The following is an 18,841-nucleotide window of genomic DNA, read 5'->3' as shown; positions in this document are numbered from 1 at the left end:
TTTCCGTCTCGCGCCAATCATCCATGCGGGCGAGGGACCGCGCAAGCGCAACCTGGGCGTCCTACACCGCGATATTGTCGATCAGGCGGGTGGTGCCGAGCCGCGCCGCCACCAGAATGCGCAGCGGCCCGTCCTTGCGCGAACTGGCCGGCGCCAGCGTCTCGGCATGGCGGGCTTCAAAATAGTCGAGCGCAAAGCCGGCCTTTTCGATCATCCCCGCGCCAGCGGCCATCGCCGGCGCGACCGCCTCGCCGGCGCGGATCCGCCCGGCGCTCTCCTTCATGGCGCGATAGAGGGTTGCAGCGCGCTGGCGCTCATCGGCCGACAGATAGACGTTGCGCGAGGACATCGCGAGCCCGTCGCGCTCGCGCACCGTGCGCGAGCCGACCACCTTGACGCCGAGGTCGAGATCTCCAGCCATCTGAGTGACCACCCGCAATTGCTGAAAGTCCTTTTCGCCGAAGATCGCGACCTCCGGTCGGCATTGCGTGAACAGCTTGCCGACGACGGTGGCGACGCCGCCGAAGAAATGCGGCCGGAAGCGGTCCTCGAGTCCGGCAAGCGCCGGTCCCTCCGGCACGATGCGGGTCGCAAAGCCTTCCGGATACATGGCCTCGACCGTCGGGTGCCAGACCAGGTCGACGTCCTCCGCCGCGAGCTTTGCGATATCGGCCTTCCAGGTGCGCGGGTAGGCCCCGAAATCCTCGGTCGGCGCGAACTGCGTGGGGTTGACGAAGATCGAGACGACGACCTTGTTCGCGCGTCGCCTGGCGAGGCGCACCAGCGACATATGCCCGTCATGGAGCGCGCCCATCGTCGGCACCAGCGCGACCGTGGCCTTCCGCTTGCGAAGATTGTCGAGGTTGCGCCGCAGGGCAGGGACCGTGCGGGCGATCAAGGGGCTTCGTGGCATCTGGACTCTTGGTTGAAGTCTTGGCGGCTGGAGGTGCGGCTGGCGCGGCGGTCCGCAGGGCCGAGGCTAACCTTAACAAGCGGAACGGGTGGACGCCATGCATCCGCAGGCGTCAGAGAATGTTTCGCGCGGCGCGACGATGTCGGCTGTGTCGGCTGGATCACAGCCGCGAAGCACGCGCGCGATTCATGATTAAGAACCGCGCGTTGCGATTTGCATTTCCTGTCACGCATTTCACTTGACCGCAGACCCGGTCAACTTGAAGATATTTGTTAGGGGCGTCGAGGATTCCTAAAATGCTTGTGCAGGCTAGCCAAGGCCAATCGGGCTCGGCGCACGTCGTCGTGCTCGGCAACGAGAAGGGTGGCTCGGGGAAATCCACCACGGCCCTGCACATCGCGGTCGCGCTGCTGAAGGCCGGCCAGCGCGTCGCCACCATCGATCTCGACTGCCGCCAGCAGAGCTTTACCCGCTACATCAGCAACCGTTCCGCCTGGGCACGCCGCACCGGCCTCGCCCTCGAGTTGCCGGTGCATCGCTGCATCAAGCTCGGCGAGACCATGCAGATCGCCGAGAACGAGAACTCCGAGTTCCTGCAATTCATGGAGGCGGTCTCGGCGGTCGAGAGCGACTTCGATTTCATCGTCATCGATACGCCCGGCACCGACAGCTACCTGATGCGGCTCGCCCACTCGATGGCGGACACGCTGGTCACCCCGATCAACGACAGCTTCCTCGACTTCGACGTGCTCGGCACCGTCGATCCCGCCAACTATGCGGTGATCGGCGAGAGCCACTATGCCGAGATGGTCCGCGACACCCGCCGCAAGCGCCGCCAGCTCGACGGCTCGACCACCGACTGGATCGTGGTGCGCAACCGCTTGTCGATGCTGGGCTCGCGCAACAAGCAGCTCGTTGCCGACGGGTTGAAGGAATTGTCGCTGCGGCTCGGCTTCCGCTATGTCGACGGCTTTGCCGAGCGTGTCGTCTACCGCGAATTTTTCCCGCGCGGCCTGACGGCTCTCGACGATATCGATGAAGCGACCCTCGGCATGCGGCCCAATCTCGGCCACGTCACCGCCCGCGAGGAGGTGACGAGCCTGCTCCGCCAGCTCAAGCTGCCGCTCGACGAGCGCGGACGCCGCCGCGCCGCCAACCGCGCCGAATGGTTCAGCCAGGTCGACAAGCCGCTCGAGGTTCACGACATCCTCGGCGCCTGACCCGGGCGCGGTAGGCAGCTACTTCCACCGAAGATTTTTCGATCAAGCCACCGGTTCCACGGGAACCGGGCGGGGCCATCGCGATTGAACCGGCGCAGAGAGGTTGCGTCTGGCGTACCAGTGTACCTGACGTAGTGGTCTTGGAATACCGTGCCCACGAAACGAGTGCAGCGCACAACGAAAGGGCTGCTACTTCACAATATTTGGTCTTCCTGTCACGTCGCTGTGACATATATTAGGGAATAACCGACAAGGGGCCCTAGAGCCTTCGAGCAACACGAATTCAAACGGGAGTTCAGGCCAGAAGAGCCTGAGCGTGAGGCTGAGGACGAAAATGAAGCGTGGAATTGCCATTCTGGTTTCAGTCACCGCCCTTGCAGGCGTCGCTTATTTCACGATGAGCAAATGGGCGATCAAGCACGAGACCATCACCTTCTATGATGCCTCGCGCGACAACCGCCCGGTGCCGGTCGATATTGCCGTCCGTCGCGATCGCGAGATGCAGGCCGATGCCGGCTTGATCACGTTGCCGGTCGCAGTCCTCAATCACGGCAACACCGTCAAGAACACCGAGTACGGCTTCCTCGCCAACGTGTTCGCGATGCGTGGTTACCTCGTGGTCAGCCCGCAGCATGACCTGCCGACCGATCCGCCGATGGTGACAAAGCCGGGCGAGCTCTATGTCGGCCGTCTGCCGCAGATCCTGCGCGGTGTGGCCAACATCCATCTGGCGCTGCACGACATGAAGGGCGTCCAGCCCAACGCCGACTACGCCAGGGTGACCATGGTCGGCCATTCCATGGGCGGCGACATCTCGATGTATTTTGCCAAGCAGTATCCTGAAGAGGTCAAGAAGGTCGTGACGCTGGACAATCTGCGCGTCCCGTTCGTCACCGCCGGCAAGTTCAAGATCCTGTCCTTCCGCTCGAAGGATCCGCAGTTCAAGACCGATGCGGGCGTGCTCCCGACGGACGAGGAGTGCGAGAAGGCGGGCATCACGGTGGTCAAGACTGACTTCCAGCACAACGACATGCGCGACACCGGTCCGGACGGCGCGAAGAACTCGATCCAGGGTATGCTCGATAAATTCCTCGCCGATACCGATAGCGAGATTGCGCCCGTCGATACGTTGAAGGCGCCGCCCAGCGCGCTCGAACCCGGTCCGGTCGCACTGATGGCGCCGTCCAAGAGCTGACCGCATCCGTCGACCCAGAATTCGTCCCGCCAGGCCTCCGCTGCTGACCGCTGCGGAGGCCTTTGCACATTGACCGATCACGGCGCGCTCGCCACATATTGGCGGTGTAGTCCAATGTGCGAGCAGGGATGTCCGGCGAACCGACCAAACCACGCAGCGGCGATGCGGTATCGGCGCGGGCCGAGGCCGACGGCAGGCTGCCGCAGGCCAAGACCTCCACCAGCGACGACATCGCCGCCTTCGTCGCCAAGGCGCGCGCGATGTCGCCGCATGCGCCGGGCGCGAAGGGCCGGTTGATCTTCGCGCTCGACGCCACGATGAGCCGGCAGCCGACCTGGGACATGGCCTGTGCGCTTCAGGCGGACATGTTCCGCGAGGCGGCGGCGCTCGGCAGCCTCGATATCCGGCTCGTCTACTACCGCGGCTTCAACGAGTGCCGTGCGACAGGATGGATCTCCGACAGCACCAAGCTCGCGAGCCTGATGAGCAAGATCGATTGCCGCGGCGGCGACACCCAGATCGGCCGGGTGCTTTCCGAGGCGCGGCGCGAAGCGGCATCCTCCGGCGTCCGCGCGGTGGTTTTCGTCGGCGATGCCATGGAGGAGAAGGTCGACGAGCTCTGTGCCAGAGCGGGCGAGCTCGGCATGCTCAAGGTGCCCGTCTTCATGTTTCAGGAAGGTCATGATGCAACCGCCGAGCAGGCGTTCCGCGAGATCGCGCGCCTGACCGGCGGGGCCTGGTGCAGGTTCGATCCGGGCGCGGCCGCGCAACTGCGCGAGCTGTTGCGCGCGGCGGCGGCCTACGCCGCCGGCGGCCGCGAGGCGCTGCTCAGGCTGGCCAAGACGACGAGCGGCGCAGCCAAGCTGATCGGGCAGATGAAGTGAGGCGCTGGCCGTCCACAGCGAAACGGGGCCGCATGCTTTTTGTGACCAAGGCGACTATATTGCGATCATGCCGACCCTGATCGCAGGCGCTGTCGCCGTCGTCACCCTTTACCTGCTGCTGCAGATGTTCCGTTCCGCCAATCCGGCGGTGCTCGCGCGCGCGATCAAGGTCGGCGGCGGGGTCGTGGCGCTGGCGGTTGCGGCCTTCACGGGCCTGCGGGGCGAGCTGGCGGTCGCGATTCCGCTCGGCATTTTCGGTGCCGGCCTGCTCGGCTGGACGCCGCTCGCGAACTCGACCTTCGGCAATATCGGCGGGCTGTTCGGCGGCGCGACGCGCTCGTCGGGGCAGACCTCGCGCGTCCGCTCGCAATTTCTGGATATGCGGCTGGACCACGATTCCGGTCAGCTTGCAGGCGAGATCGTCGCAGGGCCTTACGCCGGGCGTTCGCTCGACGAGTTCGATCTCACCGCGCTGCTTGCGATGTGCCCCGCCTTCGACGCGGAGAGCGTCGCGCTACTCGAAAGCTATCTGGACCGCCGGTTTCCCGCCTGGCGTCAGAACGCGCAGGGCGATGCGGCAGGGCGGCAGGGCCGCGCGGCGCCGAGCGGCAAAATGACGGCGGAGGAAGCCTATCAGATCCTTGGCCTGCAGCCGGGCGCGGGGCGCGACGAGATCGGCCGGGCCCACAAGACCCTGATGAAGAAACTGCATCCCGACCAGGGGGGCTCGACGTATCTCGCTGCCCGGGTAAACGAGGCCAAGGATACTCTGCTTCGCACGCATAACGGCTAACTCCGGCAACAACGCTACAAACGCCCGTACCGCGTCAGCTCCGTATTGCTCTGTCTGCCGTCGCCCCGATGTCGCCCGCCGTTGTCGGCGTGGTCGATCCCTTGAGCAAAAACTTAACCGTAAATCGTTGACGAGAGGTTGTTGCGAAGCAGTCTTTGCGCCTGCCTGTAACGACCCCGCCTGAAACGACAACGCCCGCGCGGAAGGCGCGGGCGTTGGGATCGGATCGATTTGGTCGGCGTCAGTTGCGGACGGTGATGCAGGAGATGTCGGCGCGCTTCAGCGTGCGACAGACGGCTTCCGCCTGGTCGCGCTCGAGCCCGGCGAAGCGGGCGCGGAACAGCTTGCGATTGTCCTTGGCAACGACTTCGGTGAAGGGGTCGGCCTTGCTGAGCAGGCCGCGGGCCGAGCTGCGGGCGGCCTCGATGCGCTGCTGCGCCTCGTTCTCGCTTTCAAGTGCGCCGACCTGAACGATCCAGCCGCTGTGCGTGACAACCGGTTTGGTCGTCGCGCTCATCTGGATCGGCTGCGGGGCCGGTTCGGCCGAGGCGAGTTTTGCGGCAGGCGCGGGGGCCGCGGCGCCGGACGCCGGCAGGACGCCAAGGATGCCGTTGCCGGTGCCAAAGCCGGGCGGCTGCGGTGGCAGCTCGCTGCGGGCGACTTCAGGCTTGGCGACGACGTCCGGCTTGTTGACGAGATCTGCCTTGGCGACGACGGCGCCGGAGGTCTCCGCGACTTCGGCACGCGCGCTGGAGATCGTGTTGGTAATCGGCGGTGCTGGCTGCGACGGGACGGCGGAAGCGACCTTCACGGCGCCGGCCTTGACCTGAACCGTCTTCACCTTGACCGGCTTCATCGGCTCGGACGAGCCCGGAATGATCGAGAGCGGCTGGCTGGAGATCACGCCATTGGTCAGCGGCGCGGGTTCGACCTTGGATTCGACGGCCTTGGGCTCCGGCTTGGCGGCCGGCGGCATCGCCGCGGTGGCGGCGGCAAGCGCGGCAAGGCGCGAGGCGGGGCGCGGCGCCGGCGCTTCGGGAGCGGAGGCTGCTGCCGCCTGAACCTGCGGTGCTGCTCGCGCCGGCGTGTCGGAAGCGTCGGCGACGTCGACGCTGGTGTCGGCGCCATTGCGCTCGGTGATGGCTGCCGCGGTGCGGGTGCCTGCGCCCTTCTCGAGGTTCTCCGCGAGCAGGTTGCGCATGATGGCGTCGCGCGAGCCGCCGCTGCGGCCGCCCAGGACCACGCCAACCAGGAAGCGGTTGCCGCGGTGGATCGAGCTCACGAGATTGAAGCCGGAGGCGCGGGTGTAGCCGGTCTTGATGCCGTCGACGCCTTCGACGCTGCCGAGCAGGCGATTGTGGCCGGTAATGGTGTGGCCGCGGAAGTTGAAGGCCGTGGTCGAGAAATAGCGGTAATAGCGCGGGAAGCGATCCTGGATCGCGCGGCCGAGCGTGGCCTGGTCGCGCGCTGTCGTGATCTGTTCGTCGTTGGGCAGACCGGACGCGTTGCGGTAGACCGTCTTCGACATGCCGAGCGCGCGCGCCTTGCGCGTCATCATCTGGGCGAAACCGTCTTCATCGCCGCCGATCGCTTCCGCGATCACGACGGCCGCGTCGTTGGCAGAACGGGTGACGAGACCCTTGATCGCGTCCTCGACGCGGATGGTCTGACCGGCGCGAAGGCCCAGCTTGGTCGGATCCTGGTCGGCGGCATGCTGGGACACCGGCATTTCGGTGTCGAGCTTCATCTTGCCGGACTCCAGACGCTCGAACAGCAGGTAGAGCGTCATGATCTTGGTGAGGGAGGCGGGATGACGCAGCCCGTCCGGGCTCGTCGACTGGAGGGTCGCGCCGGAATTGCCGTCGACGATGATCGAGGCGAATTGCGGGCTATAGCTCTCGCCGGAGTCGCGATGCACGCGATGGTGTGCGTAGTGCCGGCCGCGGTGGCGACGCGCTTCGGCAGCATCGCTGGTGAAGATGACCGCGGTGGTGACTGTAAGAAGCCCGAAGACCCCAGCCCGCGCCAAGCGCGAGGAAGACCAGTTCTTACGAAGCATGAAACCCCGTCCCCGTTTCTGACTTGATCACCGGCTCGTGAGGCAAAATTGTGCCCTCCAGATCCGGGACCATGACCTGCTTGAACCGCCAATCCGCCGGCGCTGATCGCCGGCGACCGAAGCTCAAGCCGCTGTTCTGGCTAAGGCGATGTTCGCAAACGGCTTTTGACCGCCTGTCGGAAGCTGAACACGTCCAGGGAATCAGGGTAGGGGCGCCCGGTTTCCAAAAGCTTAAGGAACCCTTGCGTAGATATCCCGGAATCACCTCAAGTTGCATGCATTATTGTGCGCCGCACAAAGATTCTTGACTTTTTTGTGCGTTGCACTAATTATGGGCAGCGTCAGGCGGCCCCGAGGAGAACTCCAAGGCTTGATATCCAAGGCTTGAAAAATCTAAGGCTTCCGGACGAGAGCCAGGGAAAAAAAGGATTCCATGATGTTCAAGGTTGAAGACTTTCAGAACTACGGCAAAGAGCAGTTCGAGCAGTGCGTCGCCTCCGCGACCTCGGTGCAGCACGGCATCCAGGCGATCGCCAGCGCCTATGGCGACTACACCAAGAAGTCGTTCGAGGACACCAAGTCCTTCGTTGAGAAGCTTTCCGGCGTGAAGTCGCTGGACAAGGCAATGGAAGCGCAGACCGATTTCGCGCGCTCCGCCTACGAGACCTTCGTTGCGGAATCGCAGAAGATCGCCGGCCTCTACAACGACCTCGCCAAGCAGGCGTTCAAGCCGGTCGAGACCATCGTCTCGAAGTTCAACCCGGCCGCTCAGTAACTCTTCGTCAAGTCCTGGAATCGGAAAAGCCCGGCTGATTCAGCCGGGCTTTTTTCGTGGACGCGTTCGCGGGGGCCGCTGCACAAGGTCTCCTGGCGGCCGATCGGCTGAGCTGCTCAGGCAGCCGTTGCATGGCGCGTGAGGCGAGATGAGTTTTGAACGCTTGCGCCGTTGATCGAGATCGTCGCGCTGTTGCCTGTAGTCGCGCCGCTCTTGCGAACCTGGCTGCCGTTTGCGCGTCGTTGCAATTTTCTGACGTTGTCGAGATGTCGCCGCGCCGTTGTTCGTCGACCGCGGAGAGCAGCCGTGGTTGCCGCGCTGCCGCTGCTTGCGAACGTATGGTCGACCGTGACGCTTGGTCGGCAGCGAGGCTTTGTCGGTGAAGAGCGCGCAATTGCATGGCTGGTTAATTCGACCGTAGAAGGCCGGAGGTGTGGCGGCCCGTGAACTGGCTGCCGCGGGTTGACCTCGGGTTCCTGATTGAGGGCAGAAGAACCTGCCGATCGGATTTTTTTGTCAAATTGGTCAGGATTGACTAACCTTGGTCAGGATCGCCAGGAACCGGGAATCGGGACCGCCGCGGCCGCATAGGTCGAGCCTTGCACGCTTGCGGCGGGCCGGGGGCAGGCCCATATTCACTGATGCCGTTCCGGTGAGGACCGGACCGGTCGGGAGCGGCGATCGAACAAGACGGCGCGCCTATGCGAGGCTCCGATGCGGAGCAGCGTGGAGGGCTGCTATACGCTTCCGTGGGGATTTTGAACGCCTGTGCCATGCCGCAACTAACTTCCAGCCTCGATCTGCCAGTGTCAGCCGTCGCCTATGCTCCCCGGATGAGCAATGACGAGAACCGTCCCAATGGTCCGTCCGGCCCGAGCACCTCGGTCATCACCAAGGTCAAGCCCAAGACCAAGCGGCCCAACCTTTACCGGGTGCTGATCCTGAACGACGACTACACGCCGATGGAGTTCGTGGTTCTCGTGCTGGAGAAGTTCTTCAACAAGGACATCGAGGCCGCGACCAAGATCATGCTGCATGTCCACCATCACGGCATCGGCGAATGCGGCGTCTTCACCTACGAGATCGCCGAGACCAAGGTCACTCAGGTGATGGATTTTGCCCGCAAGCATCAGCACCCCCTGCAATGCGTGATGGAAAAGAAGTAGGCGCGTCCCGACTTCTGGCGTTCTGACATTCGTGTCACCCAGCTCGTTATCCTCACGGCCGCGATGGCCGGCGAACTACGGGGAGCAGGGGTACTGGCGCCAGTCCCGCCCAAATCGGAACGGGTTTTGCATCGAAAGTACCGCGCGTGAGTCCAGTGTCGCGGAACCGGTCTTTTGCCGCGATCTTGTATAACTATATGTGACAAAGGTTGTTGTTGCCTGACCGGGCGATGGCGATCATGATGGTGGGGGCCACAGAGGACGCGAATGCCGACTTTTTCTCAAAGCCTTGAACAATCCCTGCATCGTGCACTGGCGATCGCAAATGAGCGTCATCACCAATACGCGACGCTCGAACATTTGCTGCTGTCGCTGATCGATGACTCTGACGCAGCAGCCGTCATGCGGGCCTGCAGCGTCGATCTCGACAAGCTGCGCACCAGTCTCGTGAACTATCTTGAGACCGAATTCGAAAATCTGGTGACGGATGGAGCCGACGACGCCAAGCCGACGGCCGGTTTCCAGCGCGTGATCCAGCGCGCGGTGATTCACGTGCAGTCATCCGGTCGCGAGGAAGTGACCGGTGCGAACGTTCTGATCGCGATCTTCGCCGAGCGCGAGAGCCACGCCGCGTACTTCCTGCAAGAGCAGGACATGACGCGCTACGACGCGGTCAACTACATCAGCCACGGCATCGCCAAGCGGCCGGGCGTCTCCGAGGCGCGCCCCGTTCGCGGCGTCGACGAGGAAACCGAGACCAAGGGCAACGAGGACTCCAAGAAAAAGGGCGAGGCGCTCGAGACCTATTGCGTCAACCTCAACAAGAAGGCGCGCGACGGCAAGATCGATCCGGTGATCGGACGCAATTCCGAGATCAACCGCGCCATCCAGGTGCTGTGCCGCAGGCAGAAGAACAACCCGCTGTTCGTGGGCGAGGCCGGCGTCGGCAAGACCGCGATCGCGGAAGGCCTTGCGAAGCGCATCGTCGACAGCGAGGTGCCGGAGGTCCTGGCGGCCGCGACCGTGTTCTCGCTCGACATGGGCACGCTGCTCGCGGGCACGCGCTATCGCGGCGACTTCGAGGAACGCCTGAAGCAGGTGCTGAAGGAGCTCGAGGCGCATCCCAACGCCATCCTGTTCATCGACGAGATCCACACCGTGATCGGTGCGGGTGCGACGTCGGGCGGCGCGATGGACGCGTCGAACCTGCTCAAGCCGGCGCTCGCCTCGGGCACCATCCGCTGCATGGGCTCGACCACCTACAAGGAATACCGCCAGCATTTCGAGAAGGACCGCGCGCTGGTGCGGCGCTTCCAGAAGATCGACATCAACGAGCCGACGGTCGAGGACGCGATTGCGATCCTCAAGGGGCTGAAGCCGTACTTCGAGGACTACCACCGGCTGAAATACACCAACGAGGCCATTGAGGCCGCGGTGCAGCTCTCCTCGCGCTACATCCACGACCGCAAGCTGCCGGACAAGGCGATCGACGTGATCGACGAATCCGGTGCGGCGCAGATGCTGGTTGCCGAGAACAAGCGCAAGAAGACGATCGGCATCAAGGAGATCGAGACCACGATCGCCTCGATGGCGCGGATCCCGCCGAAGAGCGTGTCGAAGGACGATGCCGAGGTGCTCAAGCATCTCGAGCAGACCCTGAAGCGCGTCGTGTTCGGCCAGGACAAGGCGATCGAGTCGCTGTCCGCCTCGATCAAGCTGGCGCGTGCCGGCCTGCGTGAGCCGGAGAAGCCGATCGGCTGCTACCTGTTCTCAGGGCCCACCGGCGTCGGCAAGACCGAGGTCGCAAAGCAGCTTGCCTCCAGCCTCGGTGTCGAGCTGTTGCGCTTCGACATGTCCGAATACATGGAGCGGCACACCGTGTCGCGTCTGATCGGCGCGCCTCCCGGCTATGTCGGCTTCGATCAGGGCGGCCTGCTCACCGACGGCGTCGACCAGCATCCGCATTGCGTGGTGCTGCTCGACGAAATCGAGAAGGCGCACCCCGATCTCTACAACGTGCTGCTCCAGATCATGGACCATGGCCGGCTCACCGATCACAACGGCAAGCAGGTCAACTTCCGCAACGTGATCCTGATCATGACCACGAATGCCGGCGCGGCCGATCTTGCCAAGCAGGCCTTCGGCTTCACCCGCTCCAAGCGGGAAGGCGACGATCACGAGGCGATCAACCGGCAGTTCGCGCCGGAATTCCGCAACCGCCTCGATGCCATCGTCTCCTTCGCCCATCTCAATGCCGACGTGATCGGCATGGTCGTGGAGAAGTTCGTGCTTCAGCTCGAGGCGCAGCTCGGCGACCGCGACGTCACGATCGAGCTGTCCGAGGAGGCCAAGGCCTGGCTGATCAAGCACGGCTATGACGAGCAGATGGGCGCGCGGCCGATGGCCCGCGTGATCCAGGAGCACATCAAGAAGCCGCTTGCCGACGAGGTGCTGTTCGGCAAGCTCAAGGGCGGCGGTCATGTCCGCGTCGTGCTGGTCAAGGACGAGGCCGACGCCGAGAAGGACAAGATCGGCTTCGAGTTCGTCGAGGGCCCGGTCACGCCGAAGCAGGAGAAGCTGCCCGGCGCCCGCAAGCGCCCACCGTCAGGCAAGTCCAAGCCGGGCGGACCCGGTGGCCCCTCCAAGGGGCCGACCTCCAAGGGGCCGCTGGTCAAGGTTTGATCGGGAGCGTCATGAACTGAAAAAGGCCGGCTGCGAAGCCGGCCTTTTTTGTCGAGTGTCTATTGCGGCGGCGTTAGGTCCCGGCGTCGGGTGCCCGCGGCGGGCGCGGCTTTCTCGCGGCTGGCGCCGGCGGAGGGCCCCGCGCGGGCCGATCGGCGACCCGCGTGCCGTTACGGCGCTATTTCTGCTTCCCTAGCTTCTGAATCGCCTTGAGGTAGTTGACCTCGGCCTCGGCATCGGCACGCTCGAAACGGAAGGTCGGCTGAAGCGGTGAATGCTGCTGTAGCCCTTCTGCAGGCGCTGCACGAAGTCGGCGTCGTCCTACCAGCGCGACGTTGCCTTGCCGAAGACATAGAGCGCGATCAGGCCTGCAGTCACCACCGTCGAGAAGATCAGGACGTTGCGATCCCAATCGATCCGCTTCCTCTCCTCTCTGTTGAGGCTAAGGGCGGTGAACAATGCCTTCATGGCAAATCGGCGCATCGACAATCCTCGCGCGTAGACCATGGCACGTCCGGCGAAGGTCGGCTTGATGCACGTCAATGCGCGACGGGCATGCAGCCGGGCGAAAGGGCTGCATGCGATATCAGCTAGCCGCCCCAGTTCTTGTAGGGACTGTCAACCGTCGGATCGGGTTGATCGCTCGGCACGTACAGATAGGGGGCCGGTGCCCGAGGCTGCGCATAGCCAAAACTCGACATGGGATCCCTGTACGCGCGAGGGGCAGGGTCAACGGCATAGTGCCGGTGCGTGTGATGCACCGGAGCGGCGTTGGCGGCACTGGATAGCGCGATCAGAAGGCTCAAGAGCAAGACGGGACGCATTGCGTTCTCCCCGATGGAACCTGATACCGACCTTAGGTGAGGTTCGGCTTGCGGCACCGCAATCGCTCGCGGCTTCACGATCAGTCACATCGGCGGCATCGGGCGCGGCGCTGCGGCGTCACTGGCCTAGCGCTTGCCGAACCATTCCTCGTGTATCCGCTGATACGCATCGCTCTCGCGCAGCGCGAGAAGCGCTTCGTTGACGTGCTTGCGCAGCGGGCTGCCGGTCGGAAAGACGATGCCGTAGTCTTCCCGATGGAAGACACTGCCGACGGTTCGTGCCAATCCCCTGCCGTCGTGGGTTGTGTAGTAAAGCAGCGCAGGTGAATCGAAGACGACCGCGTCGACCTCCTGATCCAACAGGGCCTTGTAGAGGTCATCGACTTTATCGAACTCGCGGACCTCGGCCTTGACCTCATTCAGATAGAGTGTGGCCGTGCTTCCCCGTGTCGTGCCGACGCGTTTGCCGACGAGATCCTGCGGACTATTGATCGGTCCCCTGATCTGCTGGACCGTCAGCGATGCCGTCAGTTGCGCCGTATAGAAGGCCACGAAGACCACGCCCGTGAACATCCAGAGCACGGCGACGATGCGAGCGATCCAGTGCCGGGGCATTTGATCCGCCTGGGTCGCCAGCGTGCCTGCGGCCCAAAACATCGCATGGAAGATTCCCGGAAAATACCGGCTCGTTGGAATGATTCCGTTGTGATGATGTCGCTCCACCAGGAAAATCAGATGCGCCGGAATGAGGATCAGGAGCAGCGCAATGCCTAGCCAGATCAGGAGAGTGCGGGAGAAGAACAACTCCACGAACTCGAGCAGCGGATTCGGCTCGACATTCGCAGCGGTACCGCGCACCAGGATCTGTAGTCCCGAATTCAGGATCGGCTGGGAGAAGTCGAACCTGTTCTCGCGATCTGATGTGATCGAGATGGCTGCGATCCCGAGATCTGCCCGTCCGCTTTCCACGGCCGCAAGCAATTCGCCGACATCGGGCGTGATGACGTACTCGGTCTCGCGATGCAGTCGCTCCCCAATGCCGTTCCAGAGCTCAATGCTGAAGCCACCCAGGGTGCCGTTCTTCTCGATGACCAAGGGAGGCACGATGCGGGTCGCCACCCGGAGCTTGGTGGTCCCTTCCTGGGCCATGGAGCCGGAGATGCAGACAAATAGCGCCAACGCCAGCCCAAGGGCTGCGTCAAGCGCCGCGCAGCGCACGCGCATCAGGAATAGCCGACCGGTCCCTGCACGAAAACGGACCGCGAGATTGGCGCAAAGCATCAAATCATTTCCAGTCTAGTGCGGCAATTGGCTCTGCCGGAAGTCGCGCGGCGACATCCCGAAATGCTCGCGGAAGACGCGGCCGAAATGCGAGAGGTCGTTGAAGCCCCAGGCGAACGCAATCTCGCCGACCTGACGCCCTGCGAGAGCGGGCGAGGCGAGATCGCGCCGGCACTGGGCAAGACGCTCCGCAAGCACGTAACGCTGGAACGAGGTGTGCTCCTGGCTGAGGAGATCGTTGACATAGCGCGGCGAGATGCCAAGCGCGGCCGCAGTGTCCGACAGCGACAGATCGGGATCGGCGAGATGGCCGCGGATGTGCGACTTCAGCCGGTAGAGCAGGGCCGAGCGATGCGTCGAGGAGGGCGGCGACATCTTGCCGAGCCGTTCGCTCAGCACCATGGCGACGAGATCGACCGCCTGCTCGGAGAGCGCGACGGCGTGCTGCGGATCGATCTGATCGGCGCTGTGGCAAAGCTTGAAGATGAAATCGTAGGCGAGCTTTTGCAGCGGTGCGTCCGCGCCGAACGAAATCGCGGTCAGCGCCTCGGTGGCGCCGAGGCGCCGCTGCAGCATCTCGCGCGGCACCTTGAAGATGGTCTGCGTGAAGGCGTGATCGAACTTCAGCTCATAGGGGCGCGTGGTGTCGTAGAGCGCGAACTCGCCGGGATGGATCACGGTCTCGCGGCCGTCCTGCACGACGCCGCCGACGCCCTGATTGCCGAGCGCGACGAGAACGAAGTCGAGATCCGAGCGCGCAATCCGCGACGGCGTACGGAAGACATGCTGACGGTCCGAGCAGACATCCGAACAGACCGCGCGCCCAAGGGAGGCTTGCGTCACCGAGCCGCGGAAGGCGTTGCCGAGATCCGACTTGCAGTCGAGCTCGACGAAGACGTCGCAGACGATGTCCTGCCAGAGCGCCAGGCGCCGGTATCCGGGGCTGCCGTCCGTGGTGAACTGGATGGTCATCGGCAGGCCTCCCTTTCACATTCCGAAAGCTGCGTGCGCTTGCCCCACCGGAAGCAAATCCCGGACCGCCGTCCCGGTCGAATTTTCGTGCCGTGACGGTCGAGCGAGCGTCGTCCGGCCGTGGCCCAATCAACTGCATCGGAAGATTGCATCGGACTTGGGCCTTCGATCAACTGGAAAGCGGCCCCGTCCTAGAGAGCATGGAGGCGGGAATGGGCATCGAACATCCGAAATACAGGGTTGCGGTGGTGCAGGCGGCGCCGGCCTGGCTCGACCTTGATGCGTCGGTCGATAAGTCGATCGGGCTGATCGAGGAGGCCGCGAGCAAGGGCGCGAAGCTGATCGCCTTCCCGGAGGTGTTCATCCCCGGATACCCCTGGCATATCTGGCTGGATTCGCCGGCCTGGTCGATCGGCCGCGGCTTCGTGCAGCGCTATTTCGACAATTCGCTCGCCTACGACAGCCCGCAGGCCGAAAAGCTGCGGCAGGCCGTGCGCAAGGCGGGCCTGACCGCGGTCATCGGGCTCTCCGAACGCGACGGCGGCAGTCTCTACATCGCGCAATGGCTGATCGGGCCCGATGGCGAGACCATCGCAAAGCGCCGCAAGCTGCGGCCGACCCATGCCGAGCGCACCGTCTATGGCGAGGGCGACGGCAGCGATCTTGCCGTCCATGACCGCGCCGACATCGGACGGCTCGGCGCGCTGTGCTGCTGGGAGCATCTCCAGCCGCTGTCGAAATACGCGATGTACGCCCAGAACGAGCAGGTGCATGTGGCGTCCTGGCCGAGCTTCTCGCTCTACGATCCCTTCGCGCCCGCCCTCGGAGCAGAAGTCAACAACGCCGCCTCGCGCGTCTATGCGGTGGAGGGCTCGTGCTTCGTGCTTGCGCCATGCGCGACCGTCTCGCAGGCGATGATCGACGAGCTCTGCGACCGGCCGGACAAGCATGCGCTGTTGCATGCCGGCGGCGGCTTTGCCGCGATCTATGGACCCGACGGCAGCCAGATCGGCGACAAGCTGGCGCCGGATCAGGAAGGGCTTCTGATCGCCGAGATCGATCTCGGCGCCATCGGCGTCGCCAAGAACGCGGCCGATCCCGCCGGGCACTATTCGCGGCCCGACGTCACGCGGCTGCTGCTCAACAAGAAGCCCTCCAAGCGTGTCGAGCAGTTCGCGCTGCCGGTCGACAGCGTCGAGCCCGCGGACATCGCGGCGGCAGCGAGCTGATTGTCGCGCTCGTACTCGGGAGGGCATGATCATGGAATCCGCAATTCCTTCGCATCTTGAGACCGTGCGCTCGCGTCACAAGCGCGTTCCGGATGACTATCAGCCGCCATATCCGTCGTTCGTGGCGCGCTACAAGCCGGCCGTGAACCGCGTCGTGATGGCCTATTTCGGCATACAATATCGCGGCAGCACCCCCGCGGCTGCGACCGAGGCGCTGGCGCACATCGCGGAGCGCTTTGCCGCAGGCGACGGTCCCTCACATTGGGATCGGGCGCACTATGTCGATCAAGCCGGTTATTCGAACATCGTCACGGTCGCCTATTGGGACGACATCGCGCGATTCGATGCCTGGTTCGCACCGGCGCGCGAGGCCTGGACCGGGAAGGCGAGCGAGGGCATCGGCACCTTCATCGAGGTGCTGCGGCCGGTGGTTGCGCGTCACGAGACGCTATTCTCCTCGCTCGGCCGGCCCGAAGGCGTCGCCGTGATTGCCGATGGCATGAGCGGCGAGGTGCAGGAGCACGCCTATTGGGGCGGGATGCGCGACCGCATCCCGCTGTCGCAGATGGACGCGATGGCGCCCGGCGGTGATCCCGAACTAATCCGCGATGGCGCGCGGCTGCGGGTCAAGGCGCACGACAATCTCTGCCTGATCCGCTCCGGGCAGGACTGGAGCGATACGGAGACCTCGGAGCGCAAGCTCTATCTCGACGACGTCGAGCCGGTCCTGCGGGAGGGCATGGACTTTTTGCGCGACGACGGGCTCAGCATTGGCTGCTACGCCAACCGCTACATGCGCGTGCTCGGAGCCGACGGCACACCGAGTGAAAAATCCTACGGCCAGAGCTGGTGGAAGAGTCTGGCCACGCTGGAACGCTGGGCGGAATCGCATCCGACCCACGTCAGGATTTTTGGCGCGGCGATGAAATACCTCTCGACGCTCGGGCCGTCAGCGAAGCTGCGGCTGTATCACGAGGTCACGGTCGCGGCCGCGGACGAGCAGTTCTTCGAATATCTGAACTGCCATCCCAAGACGGGCATGCTGGCGGCAGTCGAGACCGTCGGCGCCTGAGGGCTCATGCCACGCAATGGGCGAGCAGCTCGGGGTGCGCGGCGCAGATGTGATGCGCGCCGGCGTCCCTGAGCTCGGTCTCGCTGCCATAGCCATAGAGCACGCCGATCGCGGTCATGCCGTTCTTGCGCGCGCCGACCACGTCGTGGCTGCGGTCGCCGATCATGACCGCTGTTTGCGGGTCTACCTTCGCGGTGTCGAGCGCGTAGCGCAGCAGATCGCCCTTGTCGACGCGGGTGCCGTCGAGCTCGGAGCCGAACACCTGCTCGAAATAGCGCCGCAGGCCGAAATGATCGACGATGCGGCTCGCATAGACGGCCGGCTTGCTGGTCGCGACGAACATGCGCGCGCCGGTCGCTGAGATCGTAGCCAAGGTCTCCGCGATCCCGCCATACGCCTCGTTCTCGAACAGGCCGACATCGGAAAAGCGCTCGCGATACAGCAGCAGCGCCCGGTCGGCGAGCTCGTCGGTTCCGGTGAGCTTCTTCAGGCTGGCATGCAGCGGCGGCCCGATGCACCAGGTCAATTCGTCCTCGCTCGGGACGTGCTGTCCGAGCCGTTCCAGCGCGTACTGGATCGAGCGGGTGATCCCCGGTTTCGGATCGGTCAGCGTGCCGTCGAGATCAAAATAGATTGTTGCCATTCCGCCCCGGCCTGCGTTGATTATGCCGCCAGTTGCTAGTTGGCTTGGCCTTGGAGTTCAAGGGCCTTGGAGTTCAAGGCCGATCTGCCCGATATCGCCGGTACCCTGCCGATGACACGAGCCCGATATGCGCTCTGCCAGGCCGCCACCGCGCTGCTTCTGCTCGCGCCGGCGCTGGCCGAGGATGAGCCGAGTCCCGTCGTGCATCCGAGCGTCGAGGAGCTCGCGATGCCGCCGGCAAAGCCCGCGGAGGCGGCGCGCGAGAGCGACACACGGGAATCGATCTGCCTGATCATCGAAGCGGCGGCGCGCGATGCCAGCCTGCCGCTCGAATTCTTTGCCCGCGTGATCTGGCAGGAAAGCCGGTTCCAGAGCGACGCGGTGGGCCCGGTGACGCGCAGCGGCGACCGCGCGCAGGGCATCGCGCAGTTCATGCCCGGCACCGCCAGCGAGCGCGGGCTGCTTGATCCCTTCAATCCCGTGCAGGCGTTGCCGAAATCGGCAGAGTTCCTGAACGAGCTGCGCAACCAGTTCGGCAATCTCGGGCTAGCGGCGGCCGCCTACAATGCCGGTCCGCGCCGGGTGCAGGAATGGCTCGCCGGCACCGGCGGCATGCCGGAGCAGACCCGCAATTACGTGGTGGCCATCACAGGGTCCACGGTCGAGGCCTGGGCTGCGGCCGGGCGCGGTGGCAAGGCGCCGCAAAGCTCACCGCCGACGAGCTGCCGCGAGCTGATGGCGCTGCTCAAGCGTGCGCCCAACCCGTTCGTCGCAGGGCTGGAGCAGCACGTCGAGCTCGCCGCCGCCAAGATCTGGGGCGTGCAGCTCGCCGCCGGCTTCGACCGCAACAAGGCGCTCGCGATGTATTCCCGCGCGGTCACGCGGCTGAGCTCGGTGGTCGGTGACCGCGACCCGAGCTTGCTCTCCTCGGTGATGCGCAGCCGCGGCACCCACGCCTTCTATCAGGTGCGCATCGGCGCTGATACGCGGCCAGAGGCGGATGATCTCTGCAACCGTATCCGCAAAGCCGGCGGCGCCTGCTTCGTGCTGAAGAACCGGGGCGTGACGGGGTAGGGAGGCGCGCATGCCAGCCCAGCCTCGCACTTCCTTGACGCGCGCCGCCGCATCCCCCG

At 64.6% G+C, this 18,841-nt stretch carries 17 protein-coding genes; 10 read left to right on the top strand and 7 right to left on the bottom strand.

Annotated features, from left to right (window positions below; translation table 11 throughout):
- Nucleotides 1-61: 61 nt before the first annotated feature.
- Entirely contained in the window at nt 62-913 is an 852-nt protein-coding gene (panC, locus tag NLM33_RS09370; RefSeq protein WP_254095791.1) for a pantoate--beta-alanine ligase, read from the bottom strand.
- Nucleotides 914-1,209: 296 nt separating this feature from the next.
- On the opposite strand from panC, the gene NLM33_RS09365 reads away from it, so the two are divergent.
- From NLM33_RS09365 to NLM33_RS09350, 4 genes are all read left to right on the top strand, one after another.
- A complete protein-coding gene (locus tag NLM33_RS09365) occupies nt 1,210-2,133 on the top strand; it encodes a division plane positioning ATPase MipZ (protein WP_254095790.1) in 924 nt (307 codons plus the stop codon).
- 334 nt (nt 2,134-2,467) lie between these two features.
- Complete coding sequence (locus NLM33_RS09360; protein ID WP_254095789.1) at nt 2,468-3,328, top strand: alpha/beta fold hydrolase; 861 nt, start codon at nt 2,468-2,470, stop codon at nt 3,326-3,328.
- A gap of 128 nt (nt 3,329-3,456) precedes the next feature.
- A complete protein-coding gene (locus NLM33_RS09355) occupies nt 3,457-4,212 on the top strand; it encodes a VWA domain-containing protein (protein WP_254095788.1) in 756 nt (251 codons plus the stop codon).
- A gap of 67 nt (nt 4,213-4,279) precedes the next feature.
- A complete protein-coding gene (locus NLM33_RS09350; protein WP_254095787.1) occupies nt 4,280-5,005 on the top strand; it encodes a DnaJ domain-containing protein in 726 nt (241 codons plus the stop codon).
- Nucleotides 5,006-5,246: 241 nt separating this feature from the next.
- Here NLM33_RS09350 and NLM33_RS09345 read toward each other — a convergent pair whose 3' ends face one another.
- Complete coding sequence (locus NLM33_RS09345) at nt 5,247-7,064, bottom strand: D-alanyl-D-alanine carboxypeptidase (protein ID WP_254095786.1); 1,818 nt, start codon at nt 7,062-7,064, stop codon at nt 5,247-5,249.
- Between the two features lie 436 nt (nt 7,065-7,500).
- Between NLM33_RS09345 and NLM33_RS09340 the strand changes: the two genes are divergently transcribed.
- The 3 genes from NLM33_RS09340 (at nt 7,501) to clpA (ending at nt 11,687) form a co-directional block, all read left to right on the top strand.
- Nucleotides 7,501-7,839, top strand: coding sequence for a phasin family protein (locus NLM33_RS09340; protein WP_254095785.1), 339 nt, complete (start codon nt 7,501-7,503; stop codon nt 7,837-7,839).
- Between the two features lie 833 nt (nt 7,840-8,672).
- Complete coding sequence (clpS, locus tag NLM33_RS09335; RefSeq protein ID WP_254105700.1) at nt 8,673-9,005, top strand: ATP-dependent Clp protease adapter ClpS; 333 nt, start codon at nt 8,673-8,675, stop codon at nt 9,003-9,005.
- A 267-nt stretch (nt 9,006-9,272) separates the two neighbouring features.
- Entirely contained in the window at nt 9,273-11,687 is a 2,415-nt protein-coding gene (gene clpA, locus NLM33_RS09330) for an ATP-dependent Clp protease ATP-binding subunit ClpA (RefSeq protein ID WP_027523019.1), read from the top strand.
- A gap of 321 nt (nt 11,688-12,008) precedes the next feature.
- Here clpA and NLM33_RS09325 read toward each other — a convergent pair whose 3' ends face one another.
- The 4 genes from NLM33_RS09325 to NLM33_RS09310 all read right to left on the bottom strand — a co-directional run bounded on the left by NLM33_RS09325 (nt 12,009) and on the right by NLM33_RS09310 (nt 14,764).
- The gene (locus NLM33_RS09325) at nt 12,009-12,170 is read right to left on the bottom strand and encodes a hypothetical protein (protein WP_254095784.1); all 162 of its coding nucleotides are present in this window, start codon (nt 12,168-12,170) and stop codon (nt 12,009-12,011) included.
- A 107-nt stretch (nt 12,171-12,277) separates the two neighbouring features.
- Complete coding sequence (locus NLM33_RS09320) at nt 12,278-12,511, bottom strand: hypothetical protein (RefSeq protein WP_254095783.1); 234 nt, start codon at nt 12,509-12,511, stop codon at nt 12,278-12,280.
- Between the two features lie 126 nt (nt 12,512-12,637).
- Nucleotides 12,638-13,792, bottom strand: coding sequence for a transporter substrate-binding domain-containing protein (locus tag NLM33_RS09315; RefSeq protein ID WP_254095782.1), 1,155 nt, complete (start codon nt 13,790-13,792; stop codon nt 12,638-12,640).
- A gap of 15 nt (nt 13,793-13,807) precedes the next feature.
- A complete protein-coding gene (locus NLM33_RS09310) occupies nt 13,808-14,764 on the bottom strand; it encodes a helix-turn-helix domain-containing protein (RefSeq protein WP_254095781.1) in 957 nt (318 codons plus the stop codon).
- Nucleotides 14,765-14,976: 212 nt separating this feature from the next.
- Between NLM33_RS09310 and NLM33_RS09305 the strand changes: the two genes are divergently transcribed.
- Both NLM33_RS09305 and NLM33_RS09300 read left to right on the top strand, forming a co-directional pair.
- A complete protein-coding gene (locus tag NLM33_RS09305; protein ID WP_254095780.1) occupies nt 14,977-15,993 on the top strand; it encodes a carbon-nitrogen hydrolase family protein in 1,017 nt (338 codons plus the stop codon).
- 31 nt (nt 15,994-16,024) lie between these two features.
- Complete coding sequence (locus NLM33_RS09300; RefSeq protein WP_254095779.1) at nt 16,025-17,065, top strand: phenylacetaldoxime dehydratase family protein; 1,041 nt, start codon at nt 16,025-16,027, stop codon at nt 17,063-17,065.
- Nucleotides 17,066-17,069: 4 nt separating this feature from the next.
- Here NLM33_RS09300 and NLM33_RS09295 read toward each other — a convergent pair whose 3' ends face one another.
- Nucleotides 17,070-17,708: an HAD family hydrolase gene (locus NLM33_RS09295; protein ID WP_254095778.1), complete on the bottom strand. Its 639-nt coding sequence runs from the start codon at nt 17,706-17,708 to the stop codon at nt 17,070-17,072.
- Between the two features lie 111 nt (nt 17,709-17,819).
- On the opposite strand from NLM33_RS09295, the gene NLM33_RS09290 reads away from it, so the two are divergent.
- On the top strand, nt 17,820-18,782 hold the full coding sequence (locus NLM33_RS09290) for a transglycosylase SLT domain-containing protein (protein ID WP_371930111.1): 963 nt from the start codon (nt 17,820-17,822) through the stop codon (nt 18,780-18,782).
- Nucleotides 18,783-18,841: the final 59 nt, after the last annotated feature.

This window comes from Bradyrhizobium sp. CCGUVB1N3, assembly GCF_024199925.1.
GTDB lineage: Bacteria > Pseudomonadota > Alphaproteobacteria > Rhizobiales > Xanthobacteraceae > Bradyrhizobium.
Note: the sequence above shows the minus strand (reverse complement) of the source record. Positions and strands in the feature narration are given on the sequence as shown.